The 25169-nt window shown below is 64.8% G+C and carries 24 protein-coding genes, 1 tRNA gene and 1 pseudogene; 19 read left to right on the forward strand and 7 right to left on the reverse strand.

Annotated elements, in window-relative coordinates:
- Positions 1 to 194 precede the first annotated feature (194 nt).
- From ffh to rimM, 3 genes are all read left to right on the forward strand, one after another.
- Positions 195 to 1685, forward strand: coding sequence for a signal recognition particle protein (ffh, locus tag ABC347_RS16615; RefSeq protein WP_413247088.1), 1491 nt, complete (start codon positions 195 to 197; stop codon positions 1683 to 1685).
- Positions 1686 to 1749: 64 nt separating this feature from the next.
- The gene (gene rpsP, locus ABC347_RS16620) at positions 1750 to 2169 is read left to right on the forward strand and encodes a 30S ribosomal protein S16 (RefSeq protein ID WP_413246823.1); all 420 of its coding nucleotides are present in this window, start codon (positions 1750 to 1752) and stop codon (positions 2167 to 2169) included.
- Between the two features lie 2 nt (positions 2170 to 2171).
- Positions 2172 to 2651 (forward strand): ribosome maturation factor RimM, encoded by a 480-nt coding sequence (gene rimM, locus ABC347_RS16625; protein ID WP_413247089.1) that lies wholly within the window; start codon positions 2172 to 2174, stop codon positions 2649 to 2651.
- 1 nt (position 2652) lies between these two features.
- On the opposite strand, the gene ABC347_RS16630 is transcribed toward rimM, so the two are convergent.
- Positions 2653 to 3570: an NAD(P)/FAD-dependent oxidoreductase gene (locus tag ABC347_RS16630; protein WP_413247090.1), complete on the reverse strand. Its 918-nt coding sequence runs from the start codon at positions 3568 to 3570 to the stop codon at positions 2653 to 2655.
- Between the two features lie 87 nt (positions 3571 to 3657).
- Between ABC347_RS16630 and ABC347_RS16635 the strand changes: the two genes are divergently transcribed.
- From ABC347_RS16635 to rplS, 4 genes are read left to right on the forward strand one after another with little or no spacing between them, the layout of a single operon-like run.
- On the forward strand, positions 3658 to 3951 hold the full coding sequence (locus ABC347_RS16635) for an AbrB/MazE/SpoVT family DNA-binding domain-containing protein (protein ID WP_413246824.1): 294 nt from the start codon (positions 3658 to 3660) through the stop codon (positions 3949 to 3951).
- The gene (locus ABC347_RS16640; protein WP_413246825.1) at positions 3948 to 4322 is read left to right on the forward strand and encodes a type II toxin-antitoxin system VapC family toxin; all 375 of its coding nucleotides are present in this window, start codon (positions 3948 to 3950) and stop codon (positions 4320 to 4322) included. The genes ABC347_RS16635 and ABC347_RS16640 overlap by 4 nt, the downstream gene beginning before the upstream one ends.
- Positions 4319 to 5047: a tRNA (guanosine(37)-N1)-methyltransferase TrmD gene (gene trmD / locus ABC347_RS16645; protein WP_413246826.1), complete on the forward strand. Its 729-nt coding sequence runs from the start codon at positions 4319 to 4321 to the stop codon at positions 5045 to 5047. Before ABC347_RS16640 ends, trmD begins: the two co-directional genes overlap by 4 nt.
- Positions 5048 to 5051: 4 nt before the next feature.
- On the forward strand, positions 5052 to 5438 hold the full coding sequence (gene rplS / locus ABC347_RS16650) for a 50S ribosomal protein L19 (protein ID WP_413246827.1): 387 nt from the start codon (positions 5052 to 5054) through the stop codon (positions 5436 to 5438).
- Between the two features lie 57 nt (positions 5439 to 5495).
- Here rplS and ABC347_RS16655 read toward each other — a convergent pair whose 3' ends face one another.
- On the reverse strand, positions 5496 to 6302 hold the full coding sequence (locus tag ABC347_RS16655) for a DUF2189 domain-containing protein (RefSeq protein WP_413246828.1): 807 nt from the start codon (positions 6300 to 6302) through the stop codon (positions 5496 to 5498).
- Positions 6303 to 6470: 168 nt separating this feature from the next.
- Between ABC347_RS16655 and ABC347_RS16660 the strand changes: the two genes are divergently transcribed.
- From ABC347_RS16660 to ABC347_RS16700, 9 genes are all read left to right on the forward strand, one after another.
- Positions 6471 to 7496: an aspartate-semialdehyde dehydrogenase gene (locus tag ABC347_RS16660; RefSeq protein ID WP_413246829.1), complete on the forward strand. Its 1026-nt coding sequence runs from the start codon at positions 6471 to 6473 to the stop codon at positions 7494 to 7496.
- A 112-nt stretch (positions 7497 to 7608) separates the two neighbouring features.
- Positions 7609 to 8277, forward strand: a complete 669-nt coding sequence (locus ABC347_RS16665; protein WP_413246830.1) for a DUF2238 domain-containing protein — start codon at positions 7609 to 7611, stop codon at positions 8275 to 8277.
- Complete coding sequence (locus tag ABC347_RS16670) at positions 8274 to 8720, forward strand: GFA family protein (protein WP_413246831.1); 447 nt, start codon at positions 8274 to 8276, stop codon at positions 8718 to 8720. Before ABC347_RS16665 ends, ABC347_RS16670 begins: the two co-directional genes overlap by 4 nt.
- Positions 8717 to 9487: an alpha/beta fold hydrolase gene (locus tag ABC347_RS16675; protein WP_413246832.1), complete on the forward strand. Its 771-nt coding sequence runs from the start codon at positions 8717 to 8719 to the stop codon at positions 9485 to 9487. The genes ABC347_RS16670 and ABC347_RS16675 overlap by 4 nt, the downstream gene beginning before the upstream one ends.
- A 111-nt stretch (positions 9488 to 9598) precedes the next feature.
- Positions 9599 to 10291 (forward strand): PEPxxWA-CTERM sorting domain-containing protein, encoded by a 693-nt coding sequence (locus tag ABC347_RS16680; RefSeq protein WP_413246833.1) that lies wholly within the window; start codon positions 9599 to 9601, stop codon positions 10289 to 10291.
- A 141-nt stretch (positions 10292 to 10432) separates the two neighbouring features.
- Positions 10433 to 12280: a M2 family metallopeptidase gene (locus ABC347_RS16685; RefSeq protein WP_413246834.1), complete on the forward strand. Its 1848-nt coding sequence runs from the start codon at positions 10433 to 10435 to the stop codon at positions 12278 to 12280.
- 73 nt (positions 12281 to 12353) lie between these two features.
- Positions 12354 to 13523: a GGDEF domain-containing protein gene (locus tag ABC347_RS16690; RefSeq protein ID WP_413246835.1), complete on the forward strand. Its 1170-nt coding sequence runs from the start codon at positions 12354 to 12356 to the stop codon at positions 13521 to 13523.
- A 581-nt stretch (positions 13524 to 14104) separates the two neighbouring features.
- Entirely contained in the window at positions 14105 to 14539 is a 435-nt protein-coding gene (locus ABC347_RS16695; RefSeq protein WP_413246836.1) for an antitoxin Xre-like helix-turn-helix domain-containing protein, read from the forward strand.
- Positions 14536 to 15015, forward strand: coding sequence for an RES family NAD+ phosphorylase (locus ABC347_RS16700; RefSeq protein ID WP_413246837.1), 480 nt, complete (start codon positions 14536 to 14538; stop codon positions 15013 to 15015). The genes ABC347_RS16695 and ABC347_RS16700 overlap by 4 nt, the downstream gene beginning before the upstream one ends.
- A gap of 291 nt (positions 15016 to 15306) precedes the next feature.
- Here the strand turns inward: ABC347_RS16700 and ABC347_RS16705 are convergent, their stop codons facing one another.
- Complete coding sequence (locus ABC347_RS16705; RefSeq protein ID WP_413246838.1) at positions 15307 to 20529, reverse strand: phosphorylase family protein; 5223 nt, start codon at positions 20527 to 20529, stop codon at positions 15307 to 15309.
- Positions 20530 to 21118: 589 nt separating this feature from the next.
- Here ABC347_RS16705 and ABC347_RS16710 point away from each other — a divergent pair.
- Both ABC347_RS16710 and ABC347_RS16715 read left to right on the forward strand, forming a co-directional pair.
- A complete protein-coding gene (locus tag ABC347_RS16710) occupies positions 21119 to 21406 on the forward strand; it encodes a hypothetical protein (protein WP_413246839.1) in 288 nt (95 codons plus the stop codon).
- 70 nt (positions 21407 to 21476) lie between these two features.
- Positions 21477 to 21620: a helix-turn-helix domain-containing protein gene (locus ABC347_RS16715; protein ID WP_413247091.1), complete on the forward strand. Its 144-nt coding sequence runs from the start codon at positions 21477 to 21479 to the stop codon at positions 21618 to 21620.
- A 206-nt stretch (positions 21621 to 21826) separates the two neighbouring features.
- On the opposite strand, the pseudogene ABC347_RS16720 reads toward ABC347_RS16715, so the two are convergent.
- Positions 21827 to 22774, reverse strand: a pseudogene (locus tag ABC347_RS16720) (tyrosine-type recombinase/integrase); the annotation flags it as partial.
- Between the two features lie 147 nt (positions 22775 to 22921).
- Positions 22922 to 23012, reverse strand: a tRNA-Ser gene (locus tag ABC347_RS16725).
- A gap of 103 nt (positions 23013 to 23115) precedes the next feature.
- Between ABC347_RS16725 and ABC347_RS16730 the strand changes: the two genes are divergently transcribed.
- Positions 23116 to 24012, forward strand: coding sequence for a peptidylprolyl isomerase (locus ABC347_RS16730; RefSeq protein WP_413246840.1), 897 nt, complete (start codon positions 23116 to 23118; stop codon positions 24010 to 24012).
- Between the two features lie 12 nt (positions 24013 to 24024).
- Here ABC347_RS16730 and ABC347_RS16735 read toward each other — a convergent pair whose 3' ends face one another.
- Positions 24025 to 24225, reverse strand: a complete 201-nt coding sequence (locus ABC347_RS16735) for a hypothetical protein (protein ID WP_413246841.1) — start codon at positions 24223 to 24225, stop codon at positions 24025 to 24027.
- 146 nt (positions 24226 to 24371) lie between these two features.
- The gene (locus tag ABC347_RS16740) at positions 24372 to 25046 is read right to left on the reverse strand and encodes a hypothetical protein (RefSeq protein ID WP_413246842.1); all 675 of its coding nucleotides are present in this window, start codon (positions 25044 to 25046) and stop codon (positions 24372 to 24374) included.
- Positions 25047 to 25169: the final 123 nt, after the last annotated feature.

Here is a 25169-nt window from a genome sequence, read left to right on the forward strand (position 1 = left end):
ACGGGGGAAAGTGCAGATCGGGTTAATATGCGCGGGGCCGCCGCCGCTTGCGTTTCTGCCCGCTTCGCGCTAGGCGGCTGCCCGATCGACCCGACAGGATCGTGATGAACCCCGCGTCCAAGGACGCCCGCCGGCCAGCGAGTTTTCGCCCGCCGGCGCGTTTTGCGTTGCGGGGATGAGGAGTTTCGGTGCCCATGTTCGAAAGCCTGAGCGATCGGCTTGGCGGCGTCTTCGACCGCCTGCGCGGCCGCGGCGCGCTGAACGAGGCGGACGTGCGTGCAGCGATGCGCGAGGTGCGGATCGCGCTGCTCGAGGCGGACGTGGCGCTGCCGGTGGTGCGCGAGTTCGTAGACAAGGCAACCGAGCAGGCGGTCGGCCAGAATGTGCTGCGCTCGATCACGCCGGGCCAGCAGGTCATCAAGATCGTCAACGACGCGCTGGTCGAGATGCTGGGCGCGGAAGCGAGCGATCTCGAGATCGACGTGACGCCGCCGGCGGTGGTGATGATGGTCGGCCTGCAGGGGTCGGGCAAGACGACCACGACCGCCAAGATTGCCAAGCGGCTGAGCGAGAAGAGCGGCAAGAAGGTGCTGATGGCGTCGCTGGACGTCAATCGCCCGGCCGCGCAGGAACAGCTGGCGACGCTGGGCACGCAGGCGAAGGTGGCGACGCTGCCGATCGTGCAGGGCCAGCAGCCCGTGGAGATCGCACGGCGCGCACTGCAATCGGCGAAGCTGCAGGGCTATGACGTCGTCATGCTCGACACCGCCGGCCGACTGCATGTCGACCAGGCGCTGATGGCCGAGATGCAGGCGGTGGCCGGCATCGCGCAGCCGCACGAGATCCTCCTGGTGGTCGATGCGCTGACCGGCCAGGACGCGGTGAACGTCGCGCGCGACTTTTCCGAGCATGTCGCGCTGTCAGGCGTGGTGCTGACGCGGATGGACGGCGATGCGCGCGGCGGCGCGGCGCTGTCGATGCGGGCGGTAACGGGCAAACCGATCAAGTTCGTCGGCACCGGCGAGAAGCTGGACGGCATCGAGCTGTTCCAGCCGGCGCGCGTGGCTGGCCGCATCCTGGGCATGGGCGACGTGGTGTCGCTGGTCGAACGCGCGGCCGAGACGATCAAGGTCGAAGATGCCGAGCGGATGGCCGAACGGCTGGCAAAGGGCCAGTTCGACCTGAACGACCTGCGCAGCCAGCTGGCCCAGATGAAGCGGATGGGGGGGCTGGGTGCGCTCGCCTCGATGCTGCCAGGTGTGAAGCAGGTGAAGCAGGCGATGGCCAGCGGCGCCGCCGACGACAAGACGCTGGTGCATCTCGATGCGATCATCGGATCGATGACGCCCAAGGAACGCGCCAAGCCCGAGATCGTGAACGCCAAGCGCAAGATCCGGATCGCCAAGGGGTCCGGCCGCACCGTGCAAGAGGTCAACAAGCTCCTGAAGATGCATCAGGAGATGGCGACCATGATGAAGAAGATGAAGAAGATGGGCGGCCTGAAGGGGCTCGGCGCCATGCTCGGCAAGGCCGGCGGCCTGGGTGGCCTGGGCGGGATGATGGGCGGCGGCGCGCTGCCGCCCGGCGGCGCGGCCGGCGGCGGCCTGCCCGGCATCCCCACCGGCGGATTCGGCGGCCCGGGCGGGCTGCCGCCGGGGTTCGACAAGTTTCTGAAGAAGAAGTGACACCGCGCCGCCGGCATCGGCCGGACGGCGCATCCAAACGAAGATCAAGAGAAGGAAGACCTACATGTCCGTTTCCATCCGTCTGGCCCGTGGCGGCAGCAAGAAGCGCCCCTATTACCGGATCGTCGTGTCCAATTCGCGCAGCCCGCGCGATGGCCGCTTCATCGAAAAGATCGGCAGCTACAACCCGCTGCTTGCCAAGGACGATGCCCAGCGCGTGGTGCTGGACGCGGATCGCGCCAAGCATTGGCTGTCGGTGGGCGCGCAGCCGACCGACCGCGTCGCACGCTTCCTGGATGCGGCCGGCGTGAAGGAGCGGACCGCTTCGAACAACCCGAAGAAGGGTGAGCCCGGCGAGAAGGCCAAGGAGCGTGCCGAAGAGCGCGCCGAGAAGGCGAAGGCCGCGGCCGAGGCCGCCAATCCGCCGGCGGCCGAAGAGCCTGCGGCCGAGGAAACCGCCACCGAAGAGTCTGCCGAGGCTTGAGCCTGGACCCGGATCGCCCCGTCACGCTGGCCGCCGTCATCGGCGCGCACGGCGTGACGGGCGAAGTGCGGCTGAAGCTGTTCGCCGAGGACCTCGCGCGCTATCCGGCGCTCGCGGCCGGCGGCCGCATGCTCACGCTGAAATCGGTGCGACCGGGATCGAACGGGGCGGTCGCCCGCTTCGCCGAGATCGGCGATCGCAACGCGGCCGAGGCGCTGCGCGGCACCGCGCTGACGGTGCCGCGATCGGCGCTGCCGCCGCTGGGCGACGATGAATATTATCATGCCGACCTGCTGGGCCGTGCCTGCGTGTCGAGCACGGGCGAGACGCTGGGCACGGTCGTCTCGGTCGATGATTTCGGCGCGGGCGACGTGATCGAGATCGAACGACCCGGCGGCAAGCGCTTCATGGTGCCGATGCGGCCCGATGTGGTGACGTGGGGCGATCCGCTGGTGATCGAGGCGGCGTTCGCGGCCGACTGACTTAGCGCCGAAGCGGCCGCCGTTCGGCCAGGTCGTTGCGGATCGTGGTCGCAGCGATGCCGGCGGCGCCCATGGCGTGGCTGATCTGATCGAGCCCGATCACGACATCGCCCGCCGCGAACAGGCCGGGCACATCGGTGCGCTGGTGAGCATCGACCGCGATGCAGCCGCCTTCGCCCGCTGCAGCGCCGATCGCGACGGCGAGTTCGGACCGGATATCCGAACCCAAAGCGGGATAAACGCTGTCGAACGTCAGCCGGCCATCCGCGGTCGGCACCGCCAATGCATCACCCTCGATCTCGAGCGCGTGGCAGGGCCCGTCATGCAGTGCGATGCCCGCGGCGGCGAGCTCGGCGCGCTGGGCGTCGTCGAGATCGTGGCAGCTGTCGGGTGAGATCAGGGTGACGTCGCGCGTGAAGCCGCGCAAGAACAGCGCCTCGTTCAGCCCGTGCCCGCCGGTGCCGATCACGCCCACGCGCTTGTCGGTAACCTCATAGCCGTCGCAAATTGGGCAATAGCGAAGTAGGCCGCGGGCGAGCGCTTCGTCATGCACCGCATCGTCGATGGCTGGGCGACGATTCACCACGCCGGTCGCCAGCAGCACGGCGCGGGCGTGGATGGTGTCGCCGTCGGCCAGCGTGGCGATGAAATCCTTGCCGTTGCGCGCCAGCGCCGCGACCGTGCCGGTGCGGACCAGCGCGCCATAATCCTCCCCCTGACGCCGCATCCGCGCCAGCAGGTCGACACCGGCGATGCCGCCCGGATGGCCCGCGTGATTATGGCTGACCGGGATCAGCGCGGCGCGGCTATGCCCGGCATCGACCACCGCGACCGCGAGATGGAAGCGCGCGAGATAGATAGCGGCGGTGAGCCCCGCGGGGCCGCCGCCGATGACGAGGGCATCGATCGTTTCCGTCATAGGCTTCATTCGCATGGATGAGGCAGGCGTTCAAATTGCGCAGATCAAGAATCGCATATATACATCCCGTATATACGGAGACGGCGCGTGACGCGGGAATGGACCACCAAGAGCTTCAAGTCCGGCAATTCGATGGCACTACGCGTGCCTGCTGCGGTTGGCATAGCCCCCGGTGAAGAATGGCGGCTGGTGGAGGATGGTGACGGCTACCGGCTGGAAAAGGTCGACAGGCCGAAGCGCAAGTTCAATATCGACAAGGTCTGGGGGATCGGCCGCGATTCCGGCATGCAACTCATCAAGCCCGAGGATCGCGTTTTCGAGCATCGACCGCTGCTGTGGGACGACCCGGATTGGCTTGAGCGCAACGGTTTGACCGAGTGAAATTCCTGCTCGATTCGAATATCGTCATTGCCGCGGTCTTGGGTTTGAGTGGTCCGCTGCGGTCGCGGATGGCTGCGTGCGAAGAGGGTGACATGGTCACGTCGGCGATCGTCTACGCCGAAGTGGTTTTCGGCTCTGCCCGCGGCAAGCCACACCCGCTCGACAAGCTGCATTTGCTCCTTGAGGAAGTCGCCGTGCTCGATTTCGACCGGGCCGCTGCAACTGCCTATGCGGCCATGGCCTTCAGACGAGGAAGCTATGACCAGCTGATTGCGGCGCATGCGATGGCGTGCGGCCTGACAGTGGTCACGGACAATGTCGCGCATTTCAGCACCATACCCGGCCTCACAGTCGAGAATTGGACCCAATGAGCTTCGCGGCGACCATCCTCACCCTGTATCCCGAGATGTTTCCCGGGCCGCTGGGGGCGTCGCTGGCGGGGCGGGCGCTGGGGGAGGGGCGGTGGTCGCTGGAGACGGTGCAGATCCGCGACTTCGCGACCGACCGGCATCGTTCTGTGGACGACACGCCGGCGGGCGGCGGGGCGGGCATGGTGCTGCGGGCAGACGTGGTGGCGGCGGCAGTCGATTCGGTGGCGGACGGGCGGCCGCTGATCGCGTTGACGCCGCGCGGCGCGCCGCTGACCCAGGCGCGGGTGCGGACGCTGGCGGCGGGGCCGGGCGCGATCCTGCTGTGCGGGCGGTTCGAGGGGTTCGACGAGCGGCTGTTCGAGGGGCGGGCGATCGAGGAAATCTCGATCGGCGACTATATATTGTCGGGCGGCGAGATGGGCGCGCTGGTGCTGCTGGATGCTTGCATTCGGCTGCTTCCCGGCGTAATGGGCGCGGCTTCCAGCGGGGATGACGAGAGCTTCGAGACGGGGCTGCTCGAATATCCGCATTATACCCGACCAGTCGACTGGGAAGGGCGCACGATCCCCGAAGTGCTGCGATCGGGGGATCATGCGAAGATCGCCGCCTGGCGGAAGCTGAAGGCGGAGACGGACACACGGCTAAGGCGGCCGGATCTTTGGGAGCGCCATGAGGGCGCTCGGGTCCATCCGCCCTCTGGCGCGCGGCGCGAAGACGAAGGCTGAGACCATGAACCTGATCCAGACGCTCGAAGCCGAGCAGATCGCCAAGTTCAATGAGACGAAGAAGATCCCCGATTTCCGCCCCGGCGATACGCTGAAGGTCGGCGTGAAGGTGGTCGAGGGTGAGCGTACCCGCGTGCAGAACTATGAAGGCGTCTGCATCGCGCGGGCCAACAAGGGCATGGGTTCGTCGTTCACCGTGCGCAAGATCAGCTTCGGCGAGGGCGTCGAGCGCGTCTTCCCGCTCTATTCGCCGAACATCGATTCGATCGAGGTGGTGCGTCGCGGCGTCGTGCGTCGCGCCAAGCTCTATTATCTGCGCGGCCGCACCGGCAAGTCGGCGCGTATCGCCGAGCGCCGCGATCCGCGCGCCGGGGATGCCGCCAAGGGCTGAGCCCCGCTATCCGACCGAAGAACGAAGGGCGGTCCCGCCGGGGCCGCCCTTTTCGTATCAGCGCGCCGCAGCCCCGCGATCGACCAGGCGGGTGTAGAGATGCCAGGTCGCATAGCCGAGGACGGGCAGCACCACCGCCAACCCCACGAACGCCGGCAGCGCACCCAGCACCAGCAGCGCGGCGACGGTGGCGCCCCAGCGCAGCATCAGCCCGGGATTGGCGCGGAACGCGGCCAGCGAGGTGGCGACCGCCTGGCGCGCATCGCCGCGGCCATCGACCAGCATCGGCAGCGACACGGTCGCCACCGCCAGCACCAGCAGCGCGAAGCCCAGGCCGACGAGGTTGCCGACCGCCATCATCGCCCAGCCTTCGGGTGTGGTGAGGGTGCGGTGGACCAGATCGCCGATCGATGCGGGTAGCTGGCTGCCCATGAAGATATCATAGATCACGGCGCCCGCGATCATCCAGGCGACGAACAGCCCGAGCAGCATTGCGCCAACCACGACGATCGAATCGCGCGCCGGGCCGCGCAGCACGTCTGCGAAATGAGTCCAGTGCGCGTCGCGGCCTTCATCGCGCCGACGGGCGATCTCGTAGAAGCCGGTCGCGACCAGCGGCCCGAGCAGCGAGAGACCCGCGATCGCGGGAAACAGCAGCGGCAGCAGCGCGCCGCCGCTGGCGGCATAGGCCGCCGCCAGGCCGATCGCGGGATAGAGCAGCCCGGCAAAGACCATATCGAGCCGGTTGGTGGAAAAATCACGCCAGGCATCGGCGAGCGATGCCGAGATGTCGTGCGCGTCGATCGTACGGACGGGCAGGGGTGGGCGGGTGTCGATGCGTCCCGCGGTGCCGGCTTGTGCCATAAACGCCTCCTTGCGGCTGGCCGCCATCCGGGCCGGTCGCTGGGCGCGAAAGCGCGCCCGCGGGCGGCCTTGGCTTTAGCGTGGCCAATCTATCCTTGTTGGCGGTCCGAGCGCAATGGGCTAACCGCCGCCGGCAACACGAGCGGCGGCGCAAGGAAGGGACGGACAGTGGGGTATCGCGTGGTAGTGGCCGGGGCGACGGGCAATGTCGGCCGCGAGATGCTGAACATCCTGGCGGAGCGCGAATTCCCGATCGACGAGATCGCGGCGGTGGCATCGTCGCGCTCGACTGGTGACGAGATCGAGTTCGGCGAGACCGGCCGGATGCTGAAGGTCAAGAATATCGAGCATTTCGACTGGTCCGGCTGGGATCTCGCGCTGTTCGCGATCGGATCGGAGGCGACCAAGGTCTATGCCCCGATCGCGGCGGCCGCGGGCTGCACCGTGATCGACAATTCGTCGCTGTACCGGATGGATCCGGACGTGCCCCTGATCGTGCCCGAGGTGAATCCGGAGGCGATCGACGGCTACCGGAAGCGCAACATCATCGCCAACCCCAACTGCTCCACCGCGCAGATGGTGGTGGCGCTGAAGCCGCTGCACGACCGCGCGAAGATCACGCGCGTCGTCGTGTCGACCTATCAGTCGGTATCCGGGGCGGGCAAGGCGGGGATGGACGAGCTGTTCGAGCAGAGCCGCAATATCTTCGTCGGCGATCCGGCCGAGCCGAAGAAGTTCACCAAGCAGATCGCGTTCAACGTGATCCCGCACATCGATAGCTTCCTGGACGATGGCTATACCAAGGAAGAATGGAAGATGGTCGTCGAGACCAAGAAGATCCTCGATCCCAAGATCAAGGTGACCGCGACCTGCGTGCGCGTGCCCGTGTTCGTCGGCCATTCGGAAGCGATCAACATCGAGTTCGAGAACGAGATTTCGGCCAAGGAAGCGCAGGATATCCTGCGGGAGTCGCCGGGCATCATGCTCGTCGACAAGCGCGAGGACGGCGGATACGTGACCCCGATCGAATGTGTCGGCGAGTTCGCGACCTACATCAGCCGCGTGCGCGAGGACCCGACCGTCGACAATGGCCTGGCCCTGTGGTGCGTCAGCGACAATCTGCGCAAGGGTGCGGCGCTGAACGCGGTGCAGATCGCCGAACTGCTGGGGCGCCGGCACCTGAAGAAGGATTAGGTCAGGGCTTTCCCCGGCGAAGGTCGGGGTCGGGTCATGATGCGTTCGAAGCAGGCGCAACGTCGTGCAGGTCCGATGCTGGACCCGGGCATGCGCCCGGGTACAGTGGCGCATGACGCTGTGGACCAGTCTGCCCACCGGGCAACGCGCGTGGATCGCGACCCTCGGTTTCGTAGTACTGATCGCGCAGATCGAACCGCCGTTTCCCGAGACCGCTTATCTCCATCATGTGCCGACGGCGATGCTGGTTGCCGCGGCGCCGTGGCTGCTGTGGCGCTGGCCGCTTTCGACCGGATCTGTCGCGCGGATCGCCGTCTTCCTGCTGCTGCACACGCTGGGCGGGCGATACACCTATTCCAACGTGCCGTATGACGAGTGGGCGGCTGCGCTGACCGGCGGCACGATCAGCGAGGCGATGGGGTGGACGCGCAACCATTATGATCGGCTGGTGCATCTGGCATTCGGGCTGTGCATCGCGGGGCCGGCGGCGGAAGTGCTGGAGCGGCGGCTGGGAATGACGCCAGCCCGGGCGGCGTGGTTCGCGCTCGAGTTCATCCTGGCGGCGAGTTGCGTCTATGAGCTGTTCGAATGGGCGCTGACCCTGATCGCGGCTGGGCCCATCGCGAATGAGTATAACGGCCAGCAGGGCGACCTGTGGGACGCACAGAAAGACATGGCGCTCGCCGCGGCCGGGGCCGCCATGGCGATTGGTTGGCAAGCCATGGCGGAATCGGCATTACGTCGCGAGTTGGACCCAAAGGCGGAACGGACCCGAGAATGACCCGCACGATGACCGGCGGCTGCCAGTGCGGCCGCATCCGTTACACCGCCGCGATCGAGGACGACGAGGCGTATCTGTGCCACTGCGGCTATTGCCGGCGCGCGACCGGGGGCGTTTCGATCGCATTCAAGAGCGTACGGCGCGATGCGGTGACCTGGGACGGGGAGCCGGACTGGTATCAGTCCTCGCCGATCGGCAAGCGGCCGTTCTGCTCCGCGTGCGGAACGCCGCTTGGCTATCAGTTCATCGAGGGTGGTCAGCATATGGACCTGACGGTGGGATCGTTCGACGAGCCCGGCTATTTCCGGCCGACCAGCAATTGTTCGGTGGAAACGATGCTGGATGCCTGGGCGGACGTGCGCGCGCTGCCGGGCGTGCGGCTGGACGAGAATCCATCGACACGGGATCGCTGGATCGCAGCGACCGGGGCGATCCCGGAATGAGCGATCCGACCCCGCATCGCTTTACCGCCACCGACGGCACCGGGCTGGTATGGCACGAGGCGGGGGCGGCCGACGGCCGGCCGACCATCCTGATCCACGGCTATGTCTCCAATGCGCAGACCAACTGGATCCGCTATGGCCACGCCGCCAAGGTCGCGGCCCTAGGCCGGCGTGTGATCATGCCGGATCTGCGCGGGCATGGGCAGAGCGACAAGCCGCACGAGGCCGCCGCCTATCCGCCCGATGTGCTGGCGGCGGACGGGTTCGCGCTGCTGGATGCGCTGGGCCTGGTGCCGGATGGCGGCGGGTACGACCTCGTCGGATATTCGCTGGGTGCGCGGACCGCGGTGCGGATCATGGCGCAGGGGGCGCGGCCGGGGCGGGCGGTGCTAGCGGGCATGGGCCTGGCCGGCATTCTCGATACGCAGGGGCGGGGCGGCTATTTCCGGCGGGTCCTATCCAACCCCGGCAGCTTCGCGCGCGGCACCAGCGAATGGATGACCGAAGCGTTCGTGAAGACCACCAAGGGCGATCCACAGGCGCTGATCGGCATCCTCGACACGTTTGTCGATACGCCGCGGGCTGCGCTGGACGCGATCGACCTGCCGATCCTGGTCGTCGCGGGGGAGGAGGATGACGACAACGGCCCCGCCGCGGATCTGGCCGATGCGCTGCCCGATGCGCGCTTCCAGGCGATCCCCGGCAACCACATGAGCGCGGTGATGCGGCCCGAGCTGTGCGATGCCATCGTCGGGTTCCTCGGCTGATATCGTCGCGGCTGTTCCCGATCGGGACGTTGCCCTTCACCGAGCTCGCTTGACGACAATGCACGGACAGGCGAGCGGATCGGCGGGGATATCAGATCAGGGATTATCGACATGAAGATGCTGGCGCTTGGCCTGATGGCTGCAATGACGGTCGCCACTCCGGCGTTCGCCGCCGAACTGGTCGTCAATGGCGGCTTCGACAATGATGCGGTGCCGTCGGGTGGGTTCATCGTCTATGACGCCGGGCAGACGATCGGCGGCGGCGGCTGGACCGTGGTGGGGAATGGCGGCAATTCCGGCCTGAACCTCAGCACCGGCTACACCGAGTTCGCGGTCTCGTTCGTGTCGCAGGCGGGGCCGAATTCGTTCGACCTGACGGCGGCGGGCAACACCGGGCCGGCGAGCGGCATCTATCAGGATATCGCCACGATCGCGGGCCAGCAGTATCAGCTGAGCTTCTGGCTGGGCAATGCCGATGGCAGCACCAACGGCAACTACACCCAGCCGAGCGCGCTGACGCTGACGATCGGCAATGGCGGTCCGACGCTGTTCACCAATTCCGATACCACGTTCGAATCGATCAACTGGCAGCAGAACAGCCTGTTGTTCACCGCCACCGATGCCACCACCCGCATCCAGTTCAACAACGCCACGGTGGGCGACAATTTCGCCGGGCTCGACAGCGTTTCGGTGACGGCGGTGACCGCCGTGCCCGAGCCGGCGGCCTGGGCGCTGATGATCGGTGGCTTCGGCCTGGTCGGCGGCACGCTGCGCCGCCGCGGGCGCGTCGCGCACTTCGCCTGAACCGGGTTTCCGGCAGGATCGGCGGCCCGGGCGACATCGTTGCCCGGGCCGTTTGTGTTGAGGGACGACAGCCTGCGCTTGACCAGCGCCGCGCGACGCGCTTGATCGTCTGCAACAGAAGATTTCCCGGAGTCCGCCCCTATGCAATCGAAGCTCGCGCTGGCCGCGTTGCCGCTCGTCGCCCTCATGGTCGCCGTCCCCTCCACCGCGCAGAAGGCGCGCAAGGCCGCTCCCGCCGCCACCGGCGCGGTGCCGACAGCGGGTGACGCTGCCAAGTTCGTTGCCGATGCCGAAAAGGAGCTGTTCGACTTCTCGGTGTTCGGCAGCCGGGTCGCCTGGATCAATTCGACCTATCTGACCGAGGACACCGACGCCGTGGCCGCCAAGATCGGCGCGGACGGCACCGAGATGTCGGTGCGGCTGGCCAAGCAGGCCGCCCGGTTCGACCGGACCAACGGCCTGGATCCCGATGTCGCGCGCAAGCTGGGTATCCTGAAGCAGGGCATCGTGCTGCCCGCACCCGAGACGCCGGGCGCCGCGGCCGAGCTCAACACGATCGCGACCCGCCTGCAATCCAGCTACGGCAAGGGCCGCGGTCTGCTCGATGGCAAGCCGATCAACGGATCGGACATCGAGGAGAAGATGGGCACGGTGCGCGATCCCAAGCAGCTGGCCGAGATGTGGACCAGCTGGCACGACAATGTCGGCAAGCCGATGAAGCCCGATTATGTGCGGCTGGTGCAGATCGCCAACCAGGGCGCGAAGGATCTGGGCTACAAGGATCTCGGATCGATGTGGCGCGCGGGTTACGACATGACCCCGGAGGAGTTCGCCGCGCTGACCGACAAGCTGTGGGGGCAGGTGAAGCCGCTCTACGACCAGCTGCACTGCTACACCCGCGGCAAGCTGGCGGCCAAATATGGCCCGTCCGTGCAGAAGGATACGGGTCCGATCCGTGCCGACCTGCTGGGCAATATGTGGGCGCAGGAATGGGGCAACATCTATGATGTCGTCGCGCCCAAGGGTGCCGGCGACCTGGGCTATGACGTGACCGACCTGCTGGTCGCCAAGAAATATGATCCGGTGAAGATGGTGAAGGCGGGCGAGGGTTTCTACAGCTCGCTTGGCTTCGCACCGCTGCCCGATACGTTCTGGACCCGGTCGCAGATCACCAAGCCGGCAGATCGCGAGGTGGTCTGTCATGCTTCCGCCTGGGATATCGACAACAAGGACGATATCCGCATCAAGATGTGCACCAAGGTGAACGGCGACGATTTCGTCACCATCCATCACGAGTTGGGCCACAACTATTATCAGCGCGCCTATAACAAGCAGAGCTACCTCTACCTGAACGGCGCCAACGATGGGTTCCACGAAGCGATCGGTGATTTCGTCGCGCTGTCGATCACGCCCGATTACCTCGTGTCGATCGGCCTGCTCGACCAATCGAAGGTGCCCTCGCCCGACAAGGACACCGGCCTGCTGCTGCGCCAGGCGATGGACAAGGTGGCTTTCCTGCCGTTCGGCCTGCTGATGGACAAGTGGCGTTGGGGCGTGTTCAACGGATCGATCAAGCCCGCCGACTATCAGGGCGCCTGGGATGCGCTGCGACTGCAATATCAGGGGGTGAAGGCGCCGGGAGAGCGGCCGGCGGACGGGTTCGACCCGGGCGGCAAGTTCCACATCCCCGGCAACACGCCCTATGCGCGCTATTTCCTCGCGCGCATCCTGCAGTTCCAGTTCTATCAGGCGGCCTGCAAGCAGGCCGGCTGGACCGGGCCGCTGCACCGCTGCAGCTTCTACGGGAACAAGGAAGTCGGCGCGCGGCTGAACGCCATGCTGGAGATGGGCGCGTCCAAGCCATGGCCCGATGCGCTGGAAGCCTTCACCGGCAGCCGCGAGATGGATGGCACCGCGATGCTCGCCTATTTCGCGCCGCTGCAGACATGGCTGGAAGAACAGAACAAGGGCAAACAATGCGGCTGGTAAGAAAATCCGCATTATATTGATTGCCACCTGCCATCCGGCATAAGCGGATCACGCTTGGGGGAGCGATGATCCGATGAATGCCGCGCTGCTGATCCTGCCGGTGCTGTTCATGACGAGCATCGTCATGGGCACGGCGATGACGCTGGCATGGCGGATGTTCGGCCGCCCGCGCCATGCGCTGACCTGGGCCGTGGCATTCTGGCTGGGTGCAGCGCAGTGGGTGCTCACCGCGCTCACCGCGCTGCTGGGTGTCCCGCGCGCGGTGCAGCTGCCGCTGACCACCGGGCCCGTGCTGGCGATCGTCACGCTGGTGGCGATCGGCTGCATGCAGCGCACGGGGCGCGAGGCGCGGGGGCGCTGGCTGCCGGGTGTGGCGATCGGTGTCTGGGTCGTCTGCCTGGCGCTGGCGGTGGTGCGCCCGCATATCGGGCTGCAGACCGCGATCCCGCTGGCCTATGCCGCGGCGCTGCTGGCGCTGGGCGCGGCGGCGACCTGGCCGGTGCGCGGACGGCCCAATCCGGCCGAGCTGTTCCTGGTGGGGATGATCGCGCTCTTCGCGCTGTTCGAAATGGGTGCGACGATCGTGGCGCTCGGGCTCGGCCCGGCCGGCAGCGGCGGTGCGCTGGCGATCTACCGGGTGCTGATCGCGGTCGGCCTGCCGGCAGGCTATGTCGGCATGGGGATTGCCGCCTGCTTCGTGATGGCGGCCGATCTGAGCACGCAGTTGCAGGCATTGGTGACGCGCGACCCGCTGACCGGGGTGCTGAACCGACGCGGTTTCGAGCAGATGGCCGCGACGCTGATCGCCAACGCCCATCGCCACCAGCGCCCGCTGGCGCTGGTGCTGACCGATATCGACCGGTTCAAGGCAGTCAACGACAGCCACGGCCACCCCGCCGGCGACGAGACGCTGCGTGCCTTCGCGACCATGATCGACCAGGCCGTGCGCGACGAGGATCTGCTCGGCCGGCTGGGTGGTGACGAGTTCTGCCTGCTGATGGCCGAGACCAGCGAGGCCGATGCGGTGCGCGCGGTGGAGCGGATCCGCAACACCTTGCTGCGCTGCCGCCCGCTTGGACCGGATCGCCCGGTCACCGCCAGTTTCGGCATCGCGATGCTGGCGACCGGCGGCACGCTGGCCGACATGCTCGACCAGGCCGACGCCGCGCTCTACGCATCGAAGGAGGCCGGTCGCGACCGAGTGACGCAGTCGAGCGTGCTGAAACTGGTCGCGAGCGGTTGACACCGGTCGGGTACGATCAGTCGCGGCATTGACGCATCGATATGTACTGCCGGCGCCTCGTCGGATCAGGCGATGGGGTGAGGGTGGCGGTCCGCATTTCTGGGGAAGGGCGGCGGCCCTGCTAGCTCACCAGCCTCGAGTTGCCGTTATCCGATTAACAAAAGGTCGGCGCTTGGCGGACGATCGCTCGTTCGTGCCGCGCGGCTGATCATGCCGAAGATGCAGCTCAATTCTTGCCTGAGATCCCAAGCGAGATCATCCCCGAGCGGCGTGCTCTACTACCCTGAAGCCTCCGCCACGCCCGAGTGGATAACCCAGCTGCGCAGGACAGGGTGGCTATGAGCCGAGATCATGGTGGCGGAGCGGGAGGTTGCCTGAAAATTTTGTTAAGTAGCTGACAATGCGCGCTAATCACCGAGCTCCTTATCGGCTAGCCCACAATCTTTCCCACCGGGTACGACAATAATCCGCCGCCATCCACTCGCGTGCGCCTCCCATCCCGCCCGCAGTGCCGAGCTTAAGCAACCTTGCTTCCATCTCACATGAGGCTTATATCGGCATCACTTGAGACGAGGAACGGCATGGCTACTCAACCCGCATCGATCGAAGCGCTCTTGGGTGTGCCGGTAGGCAAGCAGGCTTCCCGGCTCGCCTTGGCCTACTCCATTGAGGATGGCCTACCCGTAGCAGCGCTCGACCGCCTTGCCGACACCGTGGCGCCCGACGACGCCCGCTTCAAGTTCCGCCTGATCCCGAAAGCCACGCTGGAGCGGCGGCGCAAGTCGCCCTCCAAGCGGCTGACCAGCGAGGAAGGCGACCGGCTGGCGCGCCTCGCCAAGGTGTTCAGCTTCGCGCTCGACATCTACCAGGCGCCCGAGAAGGCGCGCGAGTTCCTGACCCGCCCGCACCCTATGCTCGACAGCAAGCCGCCACTGGACGTGGCGCTCGCCACCGGACCCGGCGCCGACCTCGTCATCAACCTGCTGGGGCGGGCGGCCTACGGTGGCGGCGCGTGAAGGGCGGCAGGACCGATCGCGTCCTCACCGCCTTCCGCATCGGCGACCCGGACGGAGCCCACCCGATCTACGACAGCGAGGGCGCGCGCCTGTACCCCGGCCGCTGGAACACGCCGGCAAGCCCCATCATCTACACGTCCGAGCACTACTCCACCGCGATGCTGGAGAAGCTGGTCCACGCCAACAGCGTGCTGCCACCGAACCAGCACTATATTCGCATCACGATCCCGAACGGTACCAGCTACGAAGTTTTCCAGCCGGCAGCGCATCCCGGATGGGACGGCAAGGATGAAGGCGTCTGCAAAGCCGTCGGCACCGCTTGGTACGAGGAGCAGCGCAGCGCACTTTTGTTAGTGCCATCCATTCCGGCGCGGGTCGAACGTAACATCCTGATCAACCCGACGCACGCGGACGCCTCTGGCATCTCTTATGACTTGCCAGAGCCGGTATGGTGGGACGAGCGCCTATACGGTTGAACGATGGCTCTTCGCGCTCCGCAACAGAATGCCGTATTTCGCGAGACTTCATCCAAACGCGTCAATTCGTTGAAGTACGGCCCAGGCACTTTCGAGTGCTGCTGTTACGACTCTTGCGGCTAGTTCAGCGAGTTAGCAGCTGCTTGGACGCAAGGCGAGAACACCGGTCCAAAGATGATGAGCCGCGGATCGCGATTGCCGATGATGGATGACGATCGCCACTGTTTCTTGCCAGAAAGTTTTCACCGCGCCTCCTAAACGCGTCTCCCATCCTCGTATGAAGGCACTATCTCAGGCGGCGCGACGCCTGCGTCGCGCCTCCCTCTGGCGACGCTGTAGACGCGGACGTCTGACCGAGGTCGTGGGTCGGAATCGGTTGTCAATTTGGTCTAGAGTGGATCGTGCCTCATAGGCGTTGATGTCGAGAAGCATCTCGAACAGGCGAGTCCCATCTTCGCGTGTCGCCGGCCCTAGTCGGTGCAATGTGATCGCCAGGTCGACCAGCTCGGACGCGTGAGCCGCCGTGCCTGTCCGAATGTCACCAAGATCATTATGCCACTTGCCCACCAAGATCGTCGCTAACCGCGCCACAAGCGGCGCCTCATGCGGCAGCAGCGATTGCAACCGCTCGACGATGAAAGTTGCGCCCACGGTTGGCGCATTGGCAGCGTTGTCGGCTATCGCCTCCAAGAGGAGAGCGGTGCTTTCGTCCGGAAGCAATTCATCAGCGATGCGGAACAGATCGAAGATCGCCTTCCATTCGGCATCGCTGGCACCAGGAATCAGGCGAATAAGAAAGCCGGTGGCTGCTGAACGATGTGCCACGTCGCTCCACAAGTTGACTGCGGTGGTCGCGGCGCCGGCCTTCGCGAACGTGTCGTCGCTCCTCTCAATCTCGTTTAGAGCTTTTTTTGGCCACTCTCGATCAGGATGGAGAATCGCGAGCAGTGCAACGAGTTCGCCGTAGCCTTGACGCGCAGACTTTCGGTCGGAGCTGGACCAGCGGGGTAGCTCGCTCTCGACGAGGTCCGGCGCCCACCAATGAATGTGGCCGAACAGGATTGCGAGTTCGTGCGTGCCGACCAATGTGGGAAAGTGCCGCACGATGTCCGCGAGCAGCTCAATCGATGGCGTGGCGTCTACTCCTTCGCTGGGCCGGAGATAGCGAAGCAGTGGAAGCAGGTGCGCCCATACTTTAGTCTCGAAGTTCTGCCGGAGGCACGCCGACAGTAGGGCGCGCAGAGCGTCATGGTCAGCGGTCACGAGATAGTGGCGCGCAAGAGCGTGCAGAACAGGAAACGAGCCGCCGGGCACCATTGAGAAGCCGCCGTGGCCCCAAAGCAAACTGCGACCCTCCGGATCGTCTTCGGAATCCGGTTCGGCGTCGCTCTCGGGTGTCAGCTCCTCTCTTTCATTCTCGTCGTCGCACTCCGAGCGATCCGATCCATTGAGCAACCAGCCTTGCATCATTTCGACCATCGTGCCGGTCAAATGGCCATCGTTGTTCATGATCGTCTCGGTCGCCATTGCGACAGACTGCTGAAACTCCGAGCTGTTAAATGCACGGCCAGCCAGATCGACGACCATCTCTTGCAGCACGGTTGGTTCCACCACCGAAGCCAGTTCCGCGAGCGCATTACCAGCGGCTCTCTCGCCAAATTCGGGCTCGAACCGCGATATGAGCCTCATCGCCCGCTCCGGATGTTCCTTCGCGAAACTCGCGAATTCCCGCGAGAGCTGGATATTGCCGCCCTTCCGATGGTATTTCGGATGATCCCAGCGCGTAGCGTCCGGCAGCGTTCGGAAAGCGTTGATGATGTCATCATCTTTGGCGCGCGCCATCTCTGCCGCGCTCATGATCGATGACGGCGAGTAGACCCCGCTAAACCTGACTCCGAGGTGCCCGTCACCGATCGCGCGCTCCTCCGTCCGCACGAGATCGGCCACTTCACGCGTTCTCTGATTGGTCGGAAGGGCGCGGAGCAACCGTAGGCGCTGACTGCGCTGAATTCGACTCCACGATCTACGGCCCTCGGGGTGGTCGAGGTCCGCCGGAACAGCTGGACTATAGGAGCGAACTCGATCTTCGTAAGCTTTGATCTGCTCGGCGCTCCAGAACGGCGCCACCGAAGAGACCAACGTTGTCGTCGTTCCGCTATGATCCTCAAGCCCACCAAGCGACCAGCGGCGCTCGTCTGCCAGCAGATACGAATGGGCGTCAAGCGCGAACGTCTCTGGGTCGGTGCTAAGAACGTGCGCAATCAGCCGGTGAATCGGATGAAGCTCGAAATGTGCTGCCGTCGACACCCAGTGTCGGAAGGCGTCTGGTGAGGATGATGCGAGTTGTTCGAGGGCGACGCGCAGCGCGGATGGAAGCGATGGCTCCGGCAGGTCAAGGCCGTTCTCCCCTGAAAGACGAAAGTCCGCTTCATATTCTAAGGCATATAGGGGCCGGTCCCGCGTTTCCCGATGGACCTCCAGAAGTGACGAGAGCGCCTCGACAAACCATGGCCAGAGAATCTCGACCGTCTCCGCAGGCGCGCGCTCGGCAAGCGCGCGGAGCATGTCCCATTCATTTGAGGTCTCAAGCAGGTTCTTGATCGGGCGGCGAGGATCGTTGTTCACCCGCCATATCGCTGCGCCAGTAACATCGCCATCTTCCGGCGCAATCTGCGCGGCAAGCGCTTTCGACTCCGCAACAGCAATGCTTAGGCTTCGATCGAGCGCTGCCCGGATCAGCAATAGAGCCGTCCGTGGCTGGTCCACGCCTAACGTCCCAGCGAGATGATCGAGGTACATCGGCGCAACTTGCGACCGATTGAGGATCATCACCCCCATCTCAAGCATGGGCTCGGTCCACGTCGGCGCCTGTTGAAGAATTGACCAAGCCCGATAATCGTCCTCGTGCCGTGGCAGCCAATGCTCCGAAATCAACGCTGCGACATCATCTGTGGCAAACTCCACAGCCGCAGTCAGGACTTGGGATACCCAATCGCGCGCGGGGCCTTCGCTTGTCATCGCTTTCGCAATCGCGCTGCTACGCAGGCGCTCGAACCACCCAGGGCTGCCTGCGATCGCGCGAAGGGCTAGAGCTTGCTCGTCATCTCGTTGGAAGGCTGACAGCAATAAGGCCTCTTCGGCATCAGTCGGTTCCCGCTGCTGCCCGAGGAACTCGATCTGAAGAAGTCGCAGATGTCGTCTCAGACCTTGAGCGCGCCAAAGGATGCCAATTTCTTCCTCGTAACCCGACGGGTTTGCACCACGGAGGTAGGTAAGCGCGGCCCAGACTTTCGGGCGGCAAAAGATGGAGGCTTGGCGCTCCAGAACGAACGACGCCAAGCGGCCAGCTTCCTTCGCGAACGCTCGCGCGAGCGCGTAGTCGAACATTGTCTGGTGCGCGAAACCCACGCTTGATCCTGCCGCGTTTGGCGTCAGAACGCCTGCGGCCAAGAGCCAATCGATTTCCGGCTTAACGTCGTCGAGGCGCGCTCTGGGCAGCCAAAGGCTTTCCTCGTCTGCCATGCGATCCGCTAAGTCGATCGCGGTTTTCGAGCGCTTCGCACCGTCAGCACCAGCCAGAACGCGCTCGTCCCACAGTCGATCGAGCATAGACTGATAGCTCAGGAGAGGCTCCGATCGGACCTTTTCGTCAAGCTGCAGATATATCGCAAGCGCCTGTGGCGATCGAAGCACCTCTTGTGCGTCAGTCGGCCATCCAGCAGCCGCTATGTTCTTGCTCTCGAGTAACTCGAGGACTTGGCTCCAGCCCGGCAATTGAAGCTGGAGACTTTCAGCCGAAATTGCACGGAGGCGAACATCATGTTCATACTCGAAACGCCTCGCTGATAGGACAATGTGGATATTGTCAGTCTTTCCGAGCCGCCGCACGAGGTTGAGAAGGGCGCTCAACCGCCCAGTGCGAAGGTCCAGATACCCAGCCAGTGCGTCGAGTTGATCAATCAGCAGGTAGGTTGGACGGAGAGCTGCCGAGCGAGCCAACAGCGTCGAGGGTCGGTCGGACAGTCCAAGCCGATCCTTCAAATCGACCTCGTTGTTGACGTCGGTGTCGAGATGGTCCGCCTTGATCGCGAGCACTGGGTGGCCAGCCTCGACTAGACGTTTGCCGAGCATTGCAAGGAGAGCCGATTTCCCGGACCCAGGGTCTCCTATGACAGCCGTTACCGTTTGCTGGCGGTCGGCAGACAATCCGAGAAGCTGCTCCAGCTCAGGTCGCGCGAATTGCTCGCCGTCTGGCAATGTGTCGGGCCAATTCAGCAAATCATAGGACGCGAGCCGCAATTCCTCGGCAACTTCGTTCAGCTCTTCGAGGCTGTGCTCGGGCACAAGCCCAAATAGATGCAGATTGAAGTGAGCCTCTAGGACGTCCCGCAGCTTGGAAGGGCCAACGGCTTCCAACGCCGCCGACGGGTCTTTCACGATCAGCCGAAGCGAACCTTCCTCAATTCCGTCGACCGTTATGCCGGGCTCGCCCGTGAGTTCGCGAAGCAGAGCCTCGATCTCCGCTACCCTTTGGGCCGAGACCGTTCCGACATCGGCATCGATATTAAGCACGTATCTGGCACCGCCGCCGCCCGTTGGTACCAAAGCCGCTTCGGGACTTACAGCACCTGCTGGCCCGTGGTCGATCGCGGCCGTCGCGGGGGGGGCAGGTTGAGCAGGGTAAAGCGCGGACCACCAGCTAATCAGCTCAAACGCGAACGCTGCCGCGTGAGCGGCCGCGACTGGCTGCCTGATCTGATCGGTCTCCGCGTCTTTATGCTCGGCCATGTCGGAAACGCCGCGAATGACGATTGCCGGCGTGTCTTCTCGCGCAGCCGCAAAGAGCGAGCCGTAGCCTTCCATCTCAACGATGCACGCGTCGCCGTAGTGCGTCGCGATCAGCGCTTCGAGATCGCTCACCTTACTAGCCGAGACTGCCTCGGTCGAGATCGCAGGTGCGACTTCGGCAAGCGGAGGAAAGCCGCACGGATATTCCGCTAATACGGGCAGCTTGCGATCCGCAAGATCCTTGATCCTCTCGGACCATTTCTTATCGCGGCGGACCTTGCGCGCAACCTCCAGCAATCGGCTGTGCGCGTGGAACTCGCGAGGGCGTGCCGAGAAGCCCTTCTCATCATACTTCCCCCCATATGGGCTGTAGACGAGGCTGGCCGCAACGACACTGCCGATAGGAACATCCTTCTTTCGAGAGCCAGCAACCCCGACGAAGATTTGGAGATCAGGCTCCAATAGGATGTGCGCGTTGGTTACTGCATTCTGCGCAGCGTGATTGCCAGCACCGGTCTCGACCAAGACCACTAGCCATTCCTGGCCGACATCGCGAAATATGCCGCATTCGTATATTGTGCCGTCGCGTCCCACGACCGATTTCACGTCAACGAGGTGCGCCAAGACGGCCTGCAATTCGAGATCGAGCGCCGTCAGCACGAGGGCGGTGCGCCACCCCCAGGCTTTCGCCTCCGACAAAAGCTCACCGATCCCCTGCAGCGCCATGCAGCCGGAGATAAGGAATTGCGAAGGGAATTGCACCGACTGAATGCTCCACGCGCAACGTCAACTAGAGCTCAGGGCTTTACCCCCCTGGTGCCCTTCGAATCGGCTTCAGCCCAGCGTCCTCCACGCTGCCCCAACCCTACCAAATCGTCGTTTGCCGCCGCCGTCGCTCCGCTTGTCATTTGCATCGAGGGCACTGCTTCAAGCACTGAAAGAGCGCACTTGAGACGAGGCCGACCGTCGAGCTGGTCCGCCAAACAGGGGCGCTGCCGGTCCTACCGGAAAAACTCGGCACGGCTCAATGAGGGGGCTGTGGCTGCCACTAGCTCGACCAACTTCAAAGGGAGAATTTCGGCACACCCTATGCGGCGAGCCCGCAGGGTAAGTAGTTGAAACAGTTCGCCAAAAGCAGTCTCACAGCCATGTGCATTTCGTGGTTCTTTGTGGGACATGTGCTAAGTCATTGTTATGGATAGCTTTGTTGGTCGCAGTGGCCGAGCACAAAGCGCTTTCCTACAGGCTCGTTGGATTGCTAGATCAGCCCTGCCTTGCGTAGCGCGACCATGCTCCTCCGGTTTGGAGATGAAGCATGTTCTACGACTATCTGACGATCCGTATCAGCTCGAGGATGCGCGCGGAGCTGCGCGCGCATGTCGCCAAAATCGACTCCGATCCGAACAAATTTGTGCGGGAGCTCATCGCTCGCGCGCTGTCGACAGCGCGCGATGTCGAGCGTGAGATGCAGCACCATATGCTCTTCTGCGCGCTCGCGCTGGACTACCTTCTTAGCGCGCACCCGGACGCTGATCTGCGAAAGCTGGTGATCGAAGATTTCAAGGAGACGATCAAGGATTGGGAGCGGCCCCTTGTCGATTGAGCGCACTCCCAAGGCCTTGAAGGCAGGTGCAACGGCGTTCCCAATCGAGCCGCTGACGGTCCGCATACCGGTGGCCGTTCAGCTCACTGGCATCGGCCGATCCAAGCTCTATGAACTCATCAAATCGGGCGATCTGAAGACGGTGAAGATTGGCACCGCGACGCTCGTCACCATGGCCAGCCTGCGGCGGCTGGTGGAGCGTGGATCAGCCTGAGGGAAGAACGAGACTGGTGCAGAAGGCGGCCCACTCGCGCATGAGGGAGCGACGCTTCTCGAGAAAGTCGGTGCGGCGATATGCCGCCTCGACTTTGTTTGGGATCGCACTGCGAGGGCGGCTTCGGCGACCTCTCCGGGGTAGCTGGTTTCCTCCGCAACCCAATCGCGAAAGGCCGAGCGGAAGCCGTGTACGGTGACGCCCGTTTCCATATCGCGCATGACCTTGAGCAGGGTCATGTCGGAGAGCTCGTTCTTCAGCCGTTGGCCGGGGAAGACCAGATCGCTGCACGGCACACGGAGGGCTTCAGCGCGCCGGAACACGTCGACAGCTTCGGGAGCGAGGGGCACGTGATGGACCCGGCCCATCTTCATACGGTCGGCCGGAATGGTCCACATGCCGGCTTCCAGATCGACCTCGCTCCAGGTCGCGCCACGTATCTCGCCGGAGCGCGCCGCCGTGAGGATCAGGGCTTCCATGGCGAGCCTTCCCACCGACGATCGCTCCCGCAAACGGGCGATCAGCTTGGGCACATCGGTGAACGGCATGGCGGCGAAATGGCCGTCCTTGCGGGGCTGGCGGGGCAGCCCTTTCGACAGGGAACGCATCGGTGCTTCGGTCGGGCGATAGCCCTTCGCGTAACTCCAATCGAGGACGGCGCCGATGCGCTGGCGGACGCGCCGGGCTGTCTCCGGCTTGGCGAGCCAGATTGGCGCCAGCACGTCGCGGATGATCGGCCCTTCGATGTCGTTGACCAGCCGATCGCCGAGCTTCGGAAAGGCGTAGGTGGTCAGCGTATTGATCCACTGATCCTGATGCTTGCCGTTCTTCCAAGCGGCCTTGTGCTCCTCGTGCACGAGCGCCGCGGCCTCGCGGAAGTTGGGGACCGGGTCTTCGACCTTCTTGCGCTCGGCTATGGGATCGATGCCTTGCGCGATCTGCCGCCGCAGCTCGGTTGCCTTGGCTCGCGCTTCGGCGAGCGTCAGCACCTTGAGCGATCCAAGTCCGATGTCGCGGCGCTTTCCGTCGATCCGCGCGCGAAGCATCCAGCTCCGTGCGCCGCCGGTCGCCACGATCAGCATGAGTCCGTCGCCGTCCGTGTACCGGCCCGGCTCCGTCAGTGTCTTGATCTTCATGGCAGTGAGCTGACCCATCGCACCTCTCCTTGCCCACCATTTTTCCCACCAACGGTGGTGGGAACGGGTGGATGGCTGCGGATGCGAGCGGACGCCCCAACAGCCAAGAACTGGCTGTTTTTAGCGGGTTTAGCTAGATTTTAGAAGGCCCGAAAAGGGCGTAAGTGGCGGAGCGGGAGGGATTCGAACCCTCGATACGGTTTTGCCGTATACTCACTTTCCAGGCGAGCGCCTTCGACCACTCGGCCACCGCTCCGCATTCGGGTATGCCCGGAAGCGGCTGGCCCTATCGCGCGCGTCGCGGGGACGCAAGCGCGCCGGTGCTTCCTTCGTTGCGATCGACATGGCATGACCCCGTCATGTCATTGATCCTCGCCTTCGCCGCCTTGCAGGCTGCAGCGCATGCCTCCGCCGCGGGTACGCCGCCCGCGCCGTCCACGCCATCGGGAATCGTTGCCGCGGCGCCGGACGGCGATTGGGCCGAGGTCCCGGCGGGTCAGCTCTTGATCGTCGATGCGGCTGGCGGGCGGCGGCTGGTGATCGAACTCGCGCCCGACTGGGCGCCGGTGCATGTCGCCAATATCAGGACGCTGGCGAAGGCCGGCTGGTGGGACGGCACCTCGATCAACCGGGTGCAGGACAATTACGTCGTGCAATGGGGCGATGCGACCGAACGGAAGCCGCTGCCGCCCGGCATCGCGGCGAAGCCACCGGCCGAGTATGAGCGGCCTTCGCGCGGTCTCGCGATCCGGCCGCTCGGCGGGCGCGATGCCTATGCCGATGCGACCGGTCATGCGGCGGGCGGATGGCCGGTGGCGCGCGACACCCGGGCGGGTACGGCGTGGCTGCCGCATTGCTATGGCATGGTCGGGGTCGGCCGGAACGTGGCACCGGATACCGGCACGGGCGCCGAACTCTACACCGTGATCGGACACGCGCCGCGGCATCTGGATCGCAACATCACGGTCGTCGGGCGGGTGCTGTCGGGGATCGAAAGTGTCGCCGGCCTGCCGCGGGGGACGGAGGCGTTGGGCTTCTATGCGGACCCGGCTCAACGCACTGCCATCGAGCGGATCAGGCTGGCATCGGATCTGCCGGAGGCTGAGCGGCCACGGTTCCAGGTCATGCGGACGGATAGTCGCAGCTTTGCGGCCTGGGTGAAGGCGCGCGCGAACCGGAAGGATGATTTCTTCGTCCGGCCGGCGGGCGCGGTAGACATCTGCAACGCGCAGGCACCGGTGCGCGCCAAGCCCTAAACCACTCGATTGTCAGGCGGCGCGCATCGCCCAGCCATCATTGCCGTGGGAGGCGATCGGCAGCGCGGTCGCGCAAAAGGCACATTCCGCGGTCAGCCGGCCAACATACCAGTGGCTGTGACCACAGCCCGGGCAGGGGTTCTGGGCACCCGGGCGATACATGACCTGATAGCCGCGCAGCCCGGGATCGAACGGATCATGAACTTTACGCATCGCATCGTCCCCCATCCACAACGCTTCAACGCGCTTTCGTGAAGACGGTTTCCACTTTGTTCGATTTCTATGGGAAACGATAGGATGGATGCGGCATCGGCCGGGCCATTGCCCGGCCGATCTGTCCCGAAATGAATCGAGCAGGACTAATTCGGTCGCACCGGCCCACCCGGATCGCGGCTCGAGCGCACCGGCGCGCCAACCCGTCCACCCGCCGGTGACTGCCTGAAGGCCGGAGCGGATCGCACTGCCGGAGCCTGGCGGATCGCGCTGCCCGGCTGGCCGCTGAACCCGCTCTGGCCGCGGCCCTGCCGGAACGCGCGCCGATCATCGCGCCGCTCCTGCCGGAATTCGCGCCGGTCGCCGCGGCGATCCTGACGGAAATCCGCGCGATCCTGCTGGCGATCGGCGCGGAACTGGTCGCGCGTCACATCGCCATCGCGGAAGGCTCGTCGATCATCGCGGCGTTCGCGACGGAAATCACCGCGGTCGTCGCGCCGTTCGGCCCGGTAATCGCGACGGTCGTTGCGGCGATCACGCCAATAGGCCTGCTCGCGATCGCTCCACCGACGGCGATTGCCGCCACGATCATAGACGTAATAGCCGTTACCCGGATAATAGAAGCCGTCGTACCAGCCATAGCCGATCCCGCCATAGCCGCCGAGGCCGCCGCCATAATAGGGATCGTAGTAATCATCATAATAGCCGCTGGAGCCGTAACCGACGCCGATGCCGCCGCCATAACCGTAACCACAGCCAGTGAGTGCCAGGCCGCCCGCCAGCGCGAGCAGGATGGCTGACCTGCGTCCGAACAACTTCATGATCTCTCTCCGAAAACCGGGGTCTACCGGATCTAGCCCAAGCAACGCACGATCCGCTTGAATGGCTGCTTAACTGGCGCTCCCGCGCTTGACGGGCGCGATCATCTTCCCACATCGGGACAG

Origin of the sequence: Sphingomonas canaveralia, from assembly GCF_047238125.1 — a bacterium.
Classification (GTDB): domain Bacteria; phylum Pseudomonadota; class Alphaproteobacteria; order Sphingomonadales; family Sphingomonadaceae; genus JBDFMH01.